At 68.9% G+C, this 13,385-nt stretch carries 14 protein-coding genes; 10 read left to right on the forward strand and 4 right to left on the reverse strand.

All coding sequences use genetic code 11. The features are described 5' to 3' along the window. The first annotated feature begins 284 nt into the window (after positions 1-284). From OG858_RS01460 to OG858_RS01500, 9 genes are all read left to right on the forward strand, one after another. The gene (locus OG858_RS01460; protein WP_328545223.1) at positions 285-821 is read left to right on the forward strand and encodes an alpha/beta hydrolase; all 537 of its coding nucleotides are present in this window, start codon (positions 285-287) and stop codon (positions 819-821) included. Between the two features lie 199 nt (positions 822-1,020). Further along, the gene (locus OG858_RS01465) at positions 1,021-1,353 is read left to right on the forward strand and encodes a carboxymuconolactone decarboxylase family protein (protein ID WP_327723150.1); all 333 of its coding nucleotides are present in this window, start codon (positions 1,021-1,023) and stop codon (positions 1,351-1,353) included. A 122-nt stretch (positions 1,354-1,475) separates the two neighbouring features. Beyond that, positions 1,476-1,646, forward strand: coding sequence for a cupin domain-containing protein (locus tag OG858_RS01470; RefSeq protein WP_306300405.1), 171 nt, complete (start codon positions 1,476-1,478; stop codon positions 1,644-1,646). 128 nt (positions 1,647-1,774) lie between these two features. Next, the gene (locus tag OG858_RS01475; RefSeq protein ID WP_319266178.1) at positions 1,775-2,791 is read left to right on the forward strand and encodes a zinc-dependent alcohol dehydrogenase family protein; all 1,017 of its coding nucleotides are present in this window, start codon (positions 1,775-1,777) and stop codon (positions 2,789-2,791) included. A gap of 109 nt (positions 2,792-2,900) precedes the next feature. Continuing rightward, complete coding sequence (locus OG858_RS01480) at positions 2,901-3,326, forward strand: nuclear transport factor 2 family protein (RefSeq protein ID WP_086750295.1); 426 nt, start codon at positions 2,901-2,903, stop codon at positions 3,324-3,326. A 134-nt stretch (positions 3,327-3,460) separates the two neighbouring features. Next, entirely contained in the window at positions 3,461-3,832 is a 372-nt protein-coding gene (locus tag OG858_RS01485) for a DUF2255 family protein (RefSeq protein WP_086750296.1), read from the forward strand. A gap of 67 nt (positions 3,833-3,899) precedes the next feature. Next, positions 3,900-5,486 carry a Na+/H+ antiporter gene (locus tag OG858_RS01490; protein ID WP_327723152.1) on the forward strand — a complete coding sequence of 529 codons (1,587 nt, stop codon included), beginning with the start codon at positions 3,900-3,902 and terminating at the stop codon, positions 5,484-5,486. A gap of 50 nt (positions 5,487-5,536) precedes the next feature. Continuing rightward, positions 5,537-6,490: an amidohydrolase family protein gene (locus tag OG858_RS01495; protein ID WP_328545222.1), complete on the forward strand. Its 954-nt coding sequence runs from the start codon at positions 5,537-5,539 to the stop codon at positions 6,488-6,490. A 640-nt stretch (positions 6,491-7,130) separates the two neighbouring features. Then, the gene (locus OG858_RS01500; RefSeq protein WP_327723153.1) at positions 7,131-7,361 is read left to right on the forward strand and encodes a hypothetical protein; all 231 of its coding nucleotides are present in this window, start codon (positions 7,131-7,133) and stop codon (positions 7,359-7,361) included. A gap of 19 nt (positions 7,362-7,380) precedes the next feature. Here OG858_RS01500 and OG858_RS01505 read toward each other — a convergent pair whose 3' ends face one another. After that, positions 7,381-8,445: a quinone oxidoreductase family protein gene (locus OG858_RS01505; protein ID WP_328545221.1), complete on the reverse strand. Its 1,065-nt coding sequence runs from the start codon at positions 8,443-8,445 to the stop codon at positions 7,381-7,383. 451 nt (positions 8,446-8,896) lie between these two features. On the opposite strand from OG858_RS01505, the gene OG858_RS01510 reads away from it, so the two are divergent. Further along, positions 8,897-9,025 carry a hypothetical protein gene (locus OG858_RS01510; protein WP_319318067.1) on the forward strand — a complete coding sequence of 43 codons (129 nt, stop codon included), beginning with the start codon at positions 8,897-8,899 and terminating at the stop codon, positions 9,023-9,025. Between the two features lie 473 nt (positions 9,026-9,498). Here the strand turns inward: OG858_RS01510 and OG858_RS01515 are convergent, their stop codons facing one another. From OG858_RS01515 to OG858_RS01525, 3 genes are all read right to left on the reverse strand, one after another. Next, a complete protein-coding gene (locus tag OG858_RS01515; RefSeq protein ID WP_328545220.1) occupies positions 9,499-10,629 on the reverse strand; it encodes a sensor histidine kinase in 1,131 nt (376 codons plus the stop codon). Between the two features lie 22 nt (positions 10,630-10,651). Next, complete coding sequence (locus tag OG858_RS01520; protein ID WP_319266184.1) at positions 10,652-11,692, reverse strand: response regulator transcription factor; 1,041 nt, start codon at positions 11,690-11,692, stop codon at positions 10,652-10,654. Positions 11,693-11,904: 212 nt separating this feature from the next. Further along, a complete protein-coding gene (locus tag OG858_RS01525; protein ID WP_319266186.1) occupies positions 11,905-12,993 on the reverse strand; it encodes an amidohydrolase family protein in 1,089 nt (362 codons plus the stop codon). Positions 12,994-13,385 lie beyond the last annotated feature (392 nt).

Below are 13,385 nucleotides of genomic sequence, written 5' to 3' on the forward strand. Positions count from 1 at the left end.
TTGCGGATTCCCTCAAAGGTGGCAGGGTCGATGGCGGGCTCGGCGACCAGAGTCGGTCTGCGGAGAGGATCCACCCGAAAAGGCGGGACGGTCAGCCCCAGGTAAGAATTACTTTCCGCACGCCACCGATATTCCGCATTTCCATGCCGCAGGCGGAGGAGGCGAGTAAAAACAGTGCGGACGGATGTCATCTTCGTCAGCAACGGCCTGACTCTGGCCGGCCACCTGCACACTCCCGACGCCCGCGCCGGACACCCGCTGCCCGCGATCGTGGTCATCCACCCGTGGGGTGGGGTGCGGAAGCAGACCGCCGGACTCTACGCCCGGCGACTGACCGAGCACGGCTCACCGCCCTCGCCTTCGAGGTCGCCCACCAGGGCGCGAGTGAAGGCGAACCCCATTTCCTGGAGAACCCCGCCCTGCGTGCCGCGGACATCAAGAGCGCCGTCAGCCATCTCGGTACCCAGAAGGACGTCGACCCCGACCGCATCGGTGCGCTGGACATACTCACCGGCGGCGGCCACGCGGTGGTGTACGCCACCATCAGTGACCAGCGCATCGGACCCGTCGGCACGGTCAGCGCCGCCTGCAGCGGCAGCCTGCGGCGCGACAGGCTCGGCGGCGGTCAGGATCCGGCGGTCTTCCGCGATCCCGTCGCGCGCGCCGACCTCCTGCGTAGGGACGAGGCTCTCGGCGAGCCCACCCTCCTCGGACACATCGTGCCCGAGGAAGCCGAAGGGACGACGCCGGACCATCGCGGGCAGGAGCACGAGTGCTATCGCACCGCACACGATGCGCACCTGCGGTCCGCGAACGCGTAGGTGCTGCGCGGTGTCGACCGGGAACCGAAGGGGTCGTTCTGGCTCGACGGCGCCTCCCACTTCGACCTGTACGACAAGGACGAATACGCCGCCCCCACCCTCGCGAAGCTCACCTCGTTCTTCGGTGCGCACCCGACCCAACCCCGGTCGATGGCCGGGCAGCCTGAATCCCCCTCCTACACGCAAGGAGCACCACCCCATGTCCGAACGGAAGAAGTTCGCGCCGCCTGCCATCCAGGAGTTCGCCCCCAAGCTCGCGGAGGTGACCGACACTGTGCTGTTCGGTGACATCTGGGAGCGGCCGGGGCTGTCTCCGCGCGACCGCAGTCTGATCACCGTCACCGCTCTCGCAGCCCTGTACCGAACAGACCAGCTCGGCTTCCACCTCGGCAAGGCGCTGGAGAACGGCGTGACCAAGGACGAACTGGTCGAGGCCATCACCCATCTGGCCTTCTACGCCGGATGGCCCAACGCCATGACCGCGATGACCCAGCTCAAGGACATCGTGGCGAAGTCCGACCAGTCCAGCTGATGCTCCTCCGCCCGCACGCACCCCACATCGCGGGCTCTCCCCCACACACCGCCGCCGCACGGCCCGGCGTCGGCACCACAGAGGGACGACACCCCATGGAACTGCTGAAGCAGCCTCCCCCCATGAAGCTTCCTGCCGAGTGGTTCACCGGCGACGCCTACGCCGACGTGATCCACCGCGGTGAGGAACCCTCCCGAATGCGGGCCAACAAAGTCCGGTTCACTCCCGGCGACGTCATCCACTCACCCCCGGGTGAGGAGCACTGGCACGGTGCCGCGCCCACCAGTTCATGACCCATCTCGCCCGGCGGGAGACGGACGACGCCACCTGGCTCGAACACGTCTCGGACGACGACTACAACGGCCGGCGCGTCAGTGCGCGTACCCGCCCCTGACACCACGACAAGAGCTGAGAAGGCACCATGCGAGCAACCATCATCCACGCGCCCGGTGACATCCGGGTGGAGAACGCTCCCGAGCCGAAGATCACGGCACCGACGGACGCGGTCATCCGCACCGTCGCCGCCTGCGTGTGCGGCTCCGATCTGTGGAGCTACCGGGGCGTCTTGCCGGTCGCCGGTCCGCAGCCGATCGGCCACGAGTACGTCGGCATCGTCGAGGAAGTCGGCAGCGACGTCTCGACCGTCAGGCCCGGCCAGTTCGTCATCGGCTCCTTCGTCGCCTCCGACAACACCTGCCCGATCTGCCAGTTCGGCTACCAGACCTCCTGCCAGCACGCGCAGTGGGTGAACGGCGCCCAGGCCCAGTACGTCCGCATTCCTCTCGCCGACGGCACCCTGGTCACCACCCCGGAAGAGCCGGCCGAGGAGCTGATCCCGAACCTGCTGGCTCTGTCCGACGTCATGGGCACCGGGTGGTACGCCGCCAAGGCTGCCGAGGTCAAGCCCGGTTCGACCGCCGTGGTCGTCGGTGACGGGGCGGTGGGCCTGTCCGGCGTCATCGCCGCGAAGGAACTGGGCGCCGAGCGCATCATCGCCATGAGCCGGCACGAGTCCCGGCAGAAGCTGGCCCTGGAGTTCGGCGCCACCGACATCGTCACCGAGCGCGGCGAGGAAGGCGTCGCCCGTGTGAAGGAACTGACGAACGGCATCGGCGCCGACTCGGTCCTCGAATGCGTCGGCACCCAGGAGTCGATGCATCAGGCCCTGCAGTCCGCGCGCCCCGGTGGCAACGTCGGCTTCGTCGGCTTCCCTCACGGCCTGCAGATCGAGGGCCAGGAGCTCTTCTTCTCCCACGTCGGTCTGCGCGGTGGCCCCGCCCCCGTACGCGCCTACCTTCCCGACCTCATCGACCGCGTCTTCAGCGGCCGTATCGACCCGGGCAAGGTCTTCGACCTCACCCTGCCCCTGGACGAGGCCGCCGAGGGCTACAAGGCCATGGACGAGCGCCGCGCCATCAAGGCGCTGCTGCGTCCCTGACGTGAAGTCCTGACGGTCGGTGGGCGCAGGCTCAACCGTGCCCACCGACCGCCGGCACCGACCAGCGGCGGCTCCCGTCGCCGCCACCCGTCAGAACGGACCGACAGTCATGGCCAGCGAAGCGATCACCACTGTCGAGGCGTACTTCGACGCCCTCGGCACACGCGACATGGAGCGGATCCTCGTCCACTTCGCTCCCGACGCGACGTGGACGATACCGGGCGACCCGGCGCTGACGCCCTGGGCCGGGCATCGCATCGGGCCGGAGGAGATCCGGCAGTCCCTCACCGCGTTCTTCGCCGCCGTCGAGCCGCTCTCATTCGAACTGCGGACCATGGCGGAGGCCGACGGACGGGTCCTGGCACCCGGCCGGTACTGCTCCCGGTTCCATCCCTCGGGGCAGGTACTAGAAAGCGAGATGATCCTACGTTTCACCGTGGTCGACGCCCTGATCACCGACTATCGCGTCTTCGAGGACTCGCTCGGCATCACCCGGACCTACCTCGGTGAGCCTCTCACCACTACTCCCGCCTGACCACAGGTCCACCGCCACCCCCGACCACAGATTTCTGCCGGCACCGCGGCGAATTTCCTGCTGCGGGCCGGTTCGACGACCGTGACGAGCTTCTTCGCGCCCTCACGGGATCATCAGGAGATCGGAGAACACCGATGACGACATGGACGAGCGACGAGCTCGACCGCATCGCCGGGGCCGACGAGTTGGAGATGGCACCACTCCGGCGTAACGGCACCCTGCGCGAGCCGGTGCCGATCTGGGTCGTCCGCGACGGTGACGACCTGTATGTCCGCTCCTTTCGGGGTACGGACGGCGGCTGGTGGCGCACGGCACGCGCGAACCACGAGGGGCACATCCGATCCGGCGGCGTCGACAAGGACGTCGTCTTCGCCGAGGTGGCGGACCCCGAGGTCAACGACCGTATCGACACCGCGTACCGCACCAAGTACGGCCGATTCGGCGGCGCGTACGTCGATCCCATGGTGGCAGCACGCCCGACGACGCTGAAGCTGGTGCCCAGATGAGCAACACACGCCCGGTGGCGGCCACTGGACTCTCGCCTGTGGCCCGCCCTGCTCAGGAGCAAGCCCCATGATCGGTCTCGAACTCGTCGTACTCCTGGGTGTGGCCGTGCTGGTCGGCCAGTACGTCGCGCAGCGCCTGGGTGTCGCACCGCCCGTGGTGCTGCTGGTCGTGGGTGCCCTTGTCGGGCTGGTCCCCGCCGTGCGCCAGACACAGCTTCCCCCGGAAGTGGTGCTGCTGCTCTTCCTGCCCGTGTTGCTGTACTGGGAGAGCCTCACCACGTCCATGCGGGAGATCCGCACGAACCTGCGCGGCATCGCCCTGCTCAGCACGGTCTTGGTGATCCTCACCGCAGGGGCCGTCGCGGTCGCCGGACACGCGCTCGGACTGCCGTGGGGACCGGCCTGGGCACTGGGCGCGGCCGTGGCGCCCACCGACGCGACAGCGGTGGGGGTCCTGGCCCGCTCCCTGCCGCGCCGTCAGGTCACCGTGCTGCGCGCGGAAAGCCTCGTCAACGACGGCACCGCCCTGGTCATCTTCGGCCTGGCGGTCGGTATCACCGTCGGCGAGGAACACCTCACCCTTCCGCACGTCGGCACGCTGTTCCTCCTGGCCTACGGCGGAGGAGCCGCGGTCGGCGTAGCGGTCGCCTGGGTCAACATGAACCTGCGGCGCCGCCTGGAGGATCCCCTGCTGGGCAATCTCGTGATGATCCTGGCGCCGTTCACCGCCTTTCTGCTCGCCGAGTTCATCCATGCCTCCGGTGTCCTCGCGGTCGTCGTGAGCGGGTTGATCATGGCTCAGGTGGCTCCGAGCCTCATCCGTGCCGAGCACCGGCGTCAGGCCCTGGCCTTCTGGCCACTGCTCACCTTCATCATCAACGGCACCTTGTTCGTCCTGGTCGGAGTGGAACTCCAGTACGCGCTGCGTCACCTGAACCGGTCCGATCTCCAGGACGCCCTGGCCGCGATCGCAGTGGTCAGCGTCGTCCTGGTCGCGGTCCGGTTCGCGTTCCTGTTCTCCTCCGCCTACCTGATCCGCGCCATCGACCGACGTCCCCGGCAGCGGGAACTGAGAATGAGTCACCGGGCCCGCGTGGTCAGCGGGTTCGCGGGCTTCAGGGGCGCGGTGTCGCTCGCCGTCGCACTCTCCGTACCGGAGGTCCTCGACTCGGGTGCGCCCTTCCCCGACCGTGACTTCATCGTCTTCGTCACCTCCGGCGTCATCGTGGTGACCCTCGTGGTGCAGGGACTGCTGCTGCCGCGCGTGGTGCGCTGGGCCCGGCTGCCGCACGACACCTCCGTCGACGAAGAAGAGGTCCTCGCCGACACCACCGCGACCGAGGAAGCCCTCCGGGAACTCCCGCACCTGGCCGACGAACTGGGCACCACCCCGAAGGTCACGGAGTGGCTGCGCCAGGAATACGAGGCCCACCTGGCCACCGTGCAGGCCAGAGGCGCGGGCTCCGACGGCGATCCCGCCCTGCTCCACAACCGCCACTACACCGACCTCCGCCTCGCCCTCATCGCCCACAAGCGCGCGACCGTTGTCCGCCTGCGCGACGAACGACACATCGACGACACCGTGCTGCGCCGCCTACAGGCCTCCCTGGACAACGAAGAGGTGCGGCTGGCCGGACGCGAACAGGTGGAGTGAGCCGAGCCCGCCCTCGCCCCAAGCCCGACGCGAAAGGACCCCCCTCGGTCATGTCCTCCGGCCTCATCGACGTCCATGCCCACCTCCTTCCCGACTTCTACGTCGAGCAGGCGACAGCGGCGGGCCACGCCCATCCCGACGGCATGGGCGGCTGGCCGTCGTGGTCCGTCCAAACGCACCTCGACCTGATGGACCGCAACGGCATCGACACCGCGATGCTGTCCATGTCCTCCCCCGGCGTCCACTTCGGCGACGACACGGCTGCCCGCATCCTGGCCCGGCGCGTCAACGAGTACACCGCCGAACTGACCCGGGACCACCCGGGCCGCTTCGGCAACTTCGTGTCGCTTCCGCTGCCGGACGTGGACCGCTCGCTGGAGGAGATCGCCTACGCCTTCACCGAACTCGACGCCGACGGCGTGGCCTTGCTGACTCACACGCACGGTGTGTACCTGGGCGACCAGCGCCTCGACCCTGTCTTCGCGGAACTCGACCGCCGGCGGGCCGTGGTATTCCTGCATCCCACCTCACCGGTGTGCTGGGAACAATCGGCGCTCGGCAGACCACGCCCGATGGTCGAGTACATCTTCGACACGGCCCGCGCCGTCACCGACCTGGTGATGACCGGCGTCCTGACACGTCATCCGAATCTGCGGGTGATCGTCCCGCACTGCGGGGGTGCGATTCCCGTCCTGGCCGACCGCGTCAACGAGTTCATGGGGCTGTTCCTGCCCTCGCAGAATTCGCCCTCCCCAGACGCTGTGCAGCAACTACGGGGCCTGTACTACGACCTGGCGGGAACTGCCTTCCCCCGCCAGGTTCCCGCACTGCTGAAGCTCGTCGACCCGGACCGCGTACTGTTCGGCAGCGACTACTGCTGGACGCCTCCCCCTCTGGCCGACGTCCACATCGCGGCGATCGACACGGCCGAGTCACCCTTGGAGGGAACCACGTGGCGCTCCCTGACGACAGCCAACGCCCAGCGCCTGTTTCCGCGGAAATGACGGTGCCCGCAAGCCTCCGGCCCAGTGGATCCGGCTGCAGGGTTCGGCGGTCCACCCGGCGAGTTGCTGTTCGGGCTGAGGCAGCCTTGGCGACCCGGCCGTGCGGCGGTATCCACCCCGCCTCCAAAGGTCGCGATTCTCTCGCCGGTAATTCCGGACGAGGTTGCCGTGATGCGGGGTCGACATGATTCTGGCCCGTCGGGGGCGTTGGTGTTCGGGTCCGCCTCCCCCGACATGGGGTCGGCCCTCAGGCCGGTGGGCAAGTGGAACCGCCGGGACAGGGGCGGGGAAAGGTCGGCGGTTCGTCCTGCTGAGAACCGTGTCGGGGCGGGGCACGTCTCAGGTGTCATCGACGAACGGGGCCCGTGGGACGGTGGGGATGGGTACGGGCGTCGGCTCGACCGGCAGGGTGTGGTGGCGTCCGGGGAGGGATGAAGCGACCGGAGTTCGAGCCGGGATGCCTTCGACCAACCGGTGCTGGGTGAGGGGCCCGGAAACGAAAGACGGAACATCTCGACCAGCGGCCACAGTGAGAGCGCGCCCCGATCCCCGGGCGCGCCCGCCCCGCCGCCGCAGCACCCGGACAAAGGGCCGGCTGGCCCACTTCGGCAATCTTCTGATTGTTGTCCGCTTCATTCGCTTGCGACTCGACGGAGACCTGGGCACCGCCGAGGGTGGTGGGGGTGCCCAGGTCTCCGTCGACCTCCTTGCCTTCACCGCCGTCGGCATCGGTGAACAGCCGCTCATAGGAGCCCAGTTCGTGCTACTCGACCTCGATGCGCGAGCCGACGGCGTGGGTCTGACCGGCGGGGCGGCAGCGTGCATCCTGCCGCATTCCCTCGATGGCGCGCCCGACCGCGCCTTCTGCTGACGTCAGCGATCGACTCGGGTCACGGCAGGAGGATCACTTTGCCGGTCTGCCGATGGCTTTCCAGGTACGCATGGGCCTCAGCCGCCTCTGCCAGGGGATAGGCCCGGTCGATGATCGGCTCGATCTTTCCTTCGGCCAGCAGTTCCAGGCACAGTTGCTGGTCCCGGAGGGTCGCGCCACGCACGCTGGCGATCTTCACCTGCCCGCCGATGAGCGCGAGTGCGTCCAGCTCGAGCCTGGATCCCTGGTCGGTCGGTGTACCCAGGACGATGACCGTACCGCCGAGCCGTATGCAGGAAAGGGAAAGCTGGAAGAAGTCGTTGCCGCCGACACAGTCCCAGACGGCGTCCGCGCCCAGCCCGTGCGTCAGCTCCCTGACCTGTGCCGACAGTCGGGGATCCGTGGAGCGCACGATGTGGTCGTAGCCGAGCTTCCTGAGCGCTTCGTCGTGGTCCGGCTTGGTGGTGGTGCCGATGACGGTGGCTCCGCTCAGCTTCGCCAGTTGTGCGCAGGCGATCGCCATCCCCCCGCTGGCGCCGGTGATGACCACCGTGTCGCCGGGACCGACAGGTGCTTGCCGCGCACAGTTGAGTGGGGTGGTGTAGGTCCACATGGTGGCTGCGGCGGTCTCGAAGTCGACGCCTTCCGGGATGGGCAGGATCGCGTCCTGGCGACGCACGACGTACTGGGCGTATCCGCCGAAGACCTGGTGTCCGGGGTAGGCGGTGTCGATGCACAGGTTTTCGAGGCCGCGCACGCACAGGGCGCAGTTGCGGCACGGCGGGTGCGGAAGCTGCACCACCCTGTCACCGGGGCGCCACCTGGTGACGTTCTCGCCGGTGGCGACGATCTCACCGGCCGCGTCCCGGCCGAGCTGGAACGGCAGAGGCCACCCGGGCCGTCCCGGGAGAGGCTTCGGCAAGTTGCCCGCGCGGTACCGGAGGTCCCAGCTGTTGACGGCTGTGGCGTGCACGCGCATCAAGATGTCGTCGGGGCCGACCTCGGGAATCGGTGCCTCGATGTACTTGAGCACCTCGGGCCCGCCATGTTCGAACAGGCGGACCGCCATCATGGTCTGTTCCACTTTCACGTTCCTTCAGATCGTTACGCGGTTCATCGGGGGCTACATACAGCCGTCTGCACCTCACCCGCCCCGGGAGACCGAGTACGAGAGAACTTCGACCAGGCGGCTACCAGGTGTGGACCAGAAAGCTGATCGGTCTGACGGTTGGTCACTTGCCCTTGGGGCGGGTTCGCATCAGCTCGGAGATCCGCTCCGCCGTGTCCGGGTCGGACGACAGGGTCGGGTTAGCGAGCAGGTCCCGACTGGGCTCGAGTCCGGGGCACCGGACGCTCGACGCAGCCGGGGCGACCTCGCGAACGGCCGACCGTCGGATACGGAGCAGCCCCGCGAGCGACCCCGCCGCCGCTTCCGCCACACAGGTCGTGAACGGGCCGCAGGCCGGGGGTTTCTTCAGGCAGCGCGTACTCGCTCAGCGTCCGCCCCACGGGATCCACGTGCTCCGCCCACCCACATGACGGAGCGCGCCGAGCACGACGAAACCCGGCAGGACGGCGTGAACCGCCGTAGTCAGGTGCCGCAAAGCATGGTGACCAACGGCGGTCGATGGCGGGACGAGGAAAGCCTGCATGCCCGCCAGTGAACAGCCGCCTGATAAAGCACCTACCACTCGGCATATGAAGCTTCCATGAAGCCCGGGCGGGCCCGGCTCCGCCGTCACCACCGCCGAGGTGGCCGCGCCGCGTCTCCTGGCGTCGGCGGGAGGGAGTTGGCCGGGCCGGTCGCGGTCGGCGTGCGCCGACGTGCCGGTGCGGGCCCTGGCCGACGGCGTCACCGAGCCCCGCGCTCTGTGATCCTCGTAAGAACTCAGGGCATCTCGCTGCCCGAGGGGCGTCCGACGCCCGCTCACACGCTGTGGGTCCTGCTGGCCGTGCGGGACCCGCGGACCGAGCGATCACCGGGACGCTGCCCCTGTCACGCGCCGCGACCGCCGCACGCGCTCTCGCCGTCTCCGAACTCGGCGACGCGCACTGAGCGCACTTCCTCGACGTCCTTCACGACCGCGACCTGCTCATCACCTCCGCTCCAGGGCCGATGGGTCGATGGGTCGATGGGTCAGCGGGAGACCGGTGACACGCGGCCCCCTGGGGCGGGTTCCTGCGGTAGGTGCAAGGTGAACGTTGCGCCCTTGCCCAGGCCGGCGGATTCCGCGGTGATGTCTCCGCCATGGGCTCGGGCGATGCCCCGGGCGATGGCCAGGCCGATGCCGCTGCCGCCGGCGGCAGCGGGTCGGCCGGGACGCTCAAGGCGTTCGAAGCGGTGGAAGATGCGCTCAAGATTGTGTTCGGCGATGCCGATGCCGTCATCCACGATACGGACGATCACATGGGGCACGGGAGACGGTTCAACGTGCACGGACAGCGCCACATGCCCATGCCGATCGGATGCGGCCAGTGCGTTGCCGAGCAGGTTCACCAGGACCTGGGTGATCCGGTCCGGGTCGCAGAAAGCGCCGACGGGTGTGTCCGCGTCCACGACGAGGGTCACCAGCTGGGCGTCGTACTGGGGGCGCAGTCGCTCGGCTGTGGCCCGAGCCACCATGGCCACATCGGTGACCCTGCCGTGAAGAACAAAGGCGCCCTCCTCCGACCGGGACAGGCTGGAGAGGTCGCCCGCCAAGCGCTGCAGCCGGTACAGGTCGTCGGCGAGGGAAGCGAACATCGCCTCGTCGGGGACGAAGATGCCGTCGGCCACGCCCTCGATCTGGGCGCGTAGAAGGGTGATGGGGGTTCGCATCTCGTGGGCGACCTCGGAGATCAGTCGGGCGCGGCGGCGTTCGGTGTCGGCTAAGGCTGCCGCCAGCGTATTGACGTCTTCGACCAGCGCTGCCAGGCCCGGCTCGCTGGGAAGTTCGAGGACATCGTCGTAGTGCCCCTCGGCGAGCCGGCGCGTGGCGGAACGCACCCTGTCGAGCGGGCGCAGCAGAAACCGGGACAGGGCGACGGACGCCGGGAAAGCCGCGGCCACTCCGAACAAGAGGCCGACCCGCAGGACCACGTCACCTTCGATGTCGTCAAAACCGAGCCACACCTCGATCAGCGCGCTGATCGCCGCCATGGCCGCCAGTGCCAGGAGGAGCACCATGACGTGCGAGAGCACCAGCCGGTTGCGGAACGACAGACGCTCCATGATCCGGCGCAGCCGCGCACGAGACCGGTGGTAGGCCGGGAAGCGGGAGGCAGACATGGGTGGGTGTCCTTCCTGGCCGCTAGGCGGGGCGCCCGATGAACCGGTAGCCGATGGTGCGGACGGTTCCTACGAACCGGGGCGCGCCCGCGTCGTCGCCCAGCGCACGCCGCAGAGTGCGGATGTGCACGTCCACGACGCGCTCGTCACCGAAGAAGTCCTCGCCCCACACCTGGGCCAGCAGGCCGCGCCGGGTGAAGACCCGCCCAGGGGCCCGGGCCATCGCGAACAGCAGATCGAAGTCGAGAGCGGACATCTCCACCATCCGGTCGGCATCGACCAGCACGGTCCGCGTCACGTGATCGACTGTCAGTCCGTCGAAGCGCAGGACGCCGTCCTCGTGGTCCGCCTCGGACCGGCTGTCGATGCGCCGCAGGATGGCGCGCACCCGCAGGGCCAGTTCGCGGGGACTGAACGGTTTGGTGACGTAGTCGTCGCTGCCGGTGGTGAAGCCGATCAGCCGGTCGACCTCCTCGTCGCGGGCGGTGAGCATGATCACCGGCACCTGACTCGCCTCCCGGATGCGGCGCAGGACCTGGAATCCGTCCAGCCCCGGGAGCATCACATCGAGCACCACGAGGTCCGGCCGGTCACGGGTGACCGCCTGCAGGGCGGACGGTCCGTCCGCGGCTTCGACGACGTGGAACCCGTCCGCCTCCAGGTAACCGCGCACGGTCATACGGATCTTGGGCTCGTCATCGACGACCAGAACGCGCTGCGTACTCATCGTGCTCGCTTTCCATCGCCGGGTGGGAAGAGGGAGGCGGAGGGTCGTCATGGCCGCGGGGTGACCGGCGGCGTGGAGGCAGCGGGCCTCGATTGCGGCCAGCGTACGGTGTCTGTCGTGGCCGGCGACGATCTGTGGGCCGGCCTCGCCCATCCGGCGCCGGGCCGCCGGGCAAGCTCCATGAGGCGGTCCGCAGACGGCGAAGTGGGACGGGGTGTGCACGACGTCCGAACCGATCTCCTGCAGCAGCCGGGCGGCGGGCCGGGCGACCTGCCAGGACAGGCAGACGCGGAAGGCGAGGCGGAACGGGGTACGGCGGCAAGCCGGCCGGTGCACCGTGATCCCCTTCTCCACGCTGGTCCCGGCACCGACCCCGCCGCCGAGCAGATGAGGAACCGACTTCCCATCCTGCGGGCCGTGTTCACGCGGCCGGGCGACGTCGATTTCCGTCGGTGGCCCCTCCGTCGGCTGGCGCTGATCTTTGCGCCGCCCGCCGCCCGCGGCTCGTCGGCAGGCAGCAGGCGGCGGGCTTGGCGTGCGGTCGCGGCTCAGCGCGAGCCGGCGCGGCGTATACGCGCCTTCAGCTTCGGGAACTGGTGGAGGGCGTTGTCCCGCTCGAGAGCGATTCGCTCGCGCCGGCTGTAGATCTCGTCGACGGTCGGTTCGGGGTCGCCTGCCTTGAGATTGGGCAGGCTGCCCTTGAGGAAGGGCATCGTCTCGACGTTGTCGGCCGCGTAGAGATGGCGGGTCGCCGGCCAGTCGCTGCCGAACATGATGTGACTGTCGGGCACCAGCGACGACAGCGGCTGCAACTGCGCGGCGGTGAACGCCTGCGCGTTGTCGAAGAACATCCGCTTCATGTACTTGAGGGGCCCTTCGGGCAGCACCTCGTTGAACGGCGGGAAGGCCGAGTGCCGGGTCGCGAGCCGGAAGGCCAGGAACGGCAGTGCCCCGCCGCTGTGGGTGAAGTGCCAGCGGATGTTCGGGTAGTCCCGCAGGACACCGTTGTAGATCAGACTCGTCATCGCGCGGGTCGCGTCGAAGTTGTACTCGAAGACGTTGTTCCCGGCCGGGATGTCGGGGCCGAAGCACAGCTTGGGAGCCGGGTTGTTCTCCGGACCCGTCGGGTGGACATAGACGTAGGCATGGCGGTCGTTGAGGATCTCGTACAGAGGCGCGAAGGAGGGATCCCCGAGGTAGGTGCCCTTGTAGTTGGTGAGCAGGCAGATACCGTCGAGATCCAGTTCACCGAGCGCGCGGTCCACCTCGGCGACCGTGCCGTCGATGTCGGGCATCGGGGTGACCGCGAAGATCCCGAACCGGTCACCCCGGGTCTGCACGAGGTTGTGGGCGTAGTCGTTGACCGCCCGGGCGGTGGCGCGCCGGTCGTCGACCGGGCCGACGGTGACCTGGAGGTCGCCGAACGACAGGACGCTGGCCTGGATCCGGTACTGGTCCATGAAGGCCACATGCCGCTCGACCGACCACGGACCGTACGCCCCGGTAATGGCGCCGAGGAGGCCGTAGCGCTGCAGGTAGTCGTTGTACACGTCGGGCGAGTAGTGGGCGTGGGTGTCGATACGCCAGTTGCCCTTCGGCAAGCCCGAGCCGGACGATGCCGTCTCCGGACTGGCCATGGCAGCAGGCACCGTGGCGGCCGCCGCCGTGACAAGCGCCGCGGCCGATGCCCCTTCGATCATCCTTCGACGCGAGATGTTCCGTCGCAGGTTCATTTCAAGTTCCCCTCTTCCTTATGTGTGTGAGTCAGGCCGTATGTGCGTGCGTCACGGCGCCGTCGCCAGGCCGGGCAGGGCCTGCGCAGGACAGCGATGGTCCCCGCCGCGATGGAATCCGGTGTCTCTACGGGCGTGCGAGCGCGCGGTGCAGGCCGATCGGGGAGTGCAAGCGGGTAAGCCGCGCTCCTCGGCTGGGCCAGTCGCGGCCAACAGGTCGATTCGGCGCTCAGGCGTGGGAACCCCAGGGCGCCGATGCAGCCGCGCCGACCGGCAGTCGCCTGTGGAGCGGACCC

Origin of the sequence: Streptomyces europaeiscabiei (genome assembly GCF_036346855.1) — a bacterium.
Classification (GTDB): domain Bacteria; phylum Actinomycetota; class Actinomycetes; order Streptomycetales; family Streptomycetaceae; genus Streptomyces; species Streptomyces europaeiscabiei.

Excerpts from the sequence above, each read along its gene's own strand:
- OG858_RS01465 (WP_327723150.1), top strand. The coding sequence starts at position 1,021 with ATGTCCGAACGGAAGAAGTTCGCGCCGCCTGCCATCCAGGAGTTCGCC.
- OG858_RS01470 (WP_306300405.1), top strand. The coding sequence starts at position 1,476 with ATGAAGCTTCCTGCCGAGTGGTTCACCGGCGACGCCTACGCCGACGTG.
- OG858_RS01475 (WP_319266178.1), top strand. The coding sequence starts at position 1,775 with ATGCGAGCAACCATCATCCACGCGCCCGGTGACATCCGGGTGGAGAAC.
- OG858_RS01480 (WP_086750295.1), top strand. The coding sequence starts at position 2,901 with ATGGCCAGCGAAGCGATCACCACTGTCGAGGCGTACTTCGACGCCCTC.
- OG858_RS01485 (WP_086750296.1), top strand. The coding sequence starts at position 3,461 with ATGACGACATGGACGAGCGACGAGCTCGACCGCATCGCCGGGGCCGAC.
- OG858_RS01490 (WP_327723152.1), top strand. The coding sequence starts at position 3,900 with ATGATCGGTCTCGAACTCGTCGTACTCCTGGGTGTGGCCGTGCTGGTC.
- OG858_RS01495 (WP_328545222.1), top strand. The coding sequence starts at position 5,537 with ATGTCCTCCGGCCTCATCGACGTCCATGCCCACCTCCTTCCCGACTTC.
- OG858_RS01510 (WP_319318067.1), top strand. The coding sequence starts at position 8,897 with ATGACGGAGCGCGCCGAGCACGACGAAACCCGGCAGGACGGCGTGAAC.
- OG858_RS01515 (WP_328545220.1), bottom strand. The coding sequence starts at position 10,629 with ATGTCTGCCTCCCGCTTCCCGGCCTACCACCGGTCTCGTGCGCGGCTG.
- OG858_RS01525 (WP_319266186.1), bottom strand. The coding sequence starts at position 12,993 with ATGGCCAGTCCGGAGACGGCATCGTCCGGCTCGGGCTTGCCGAAGGGC.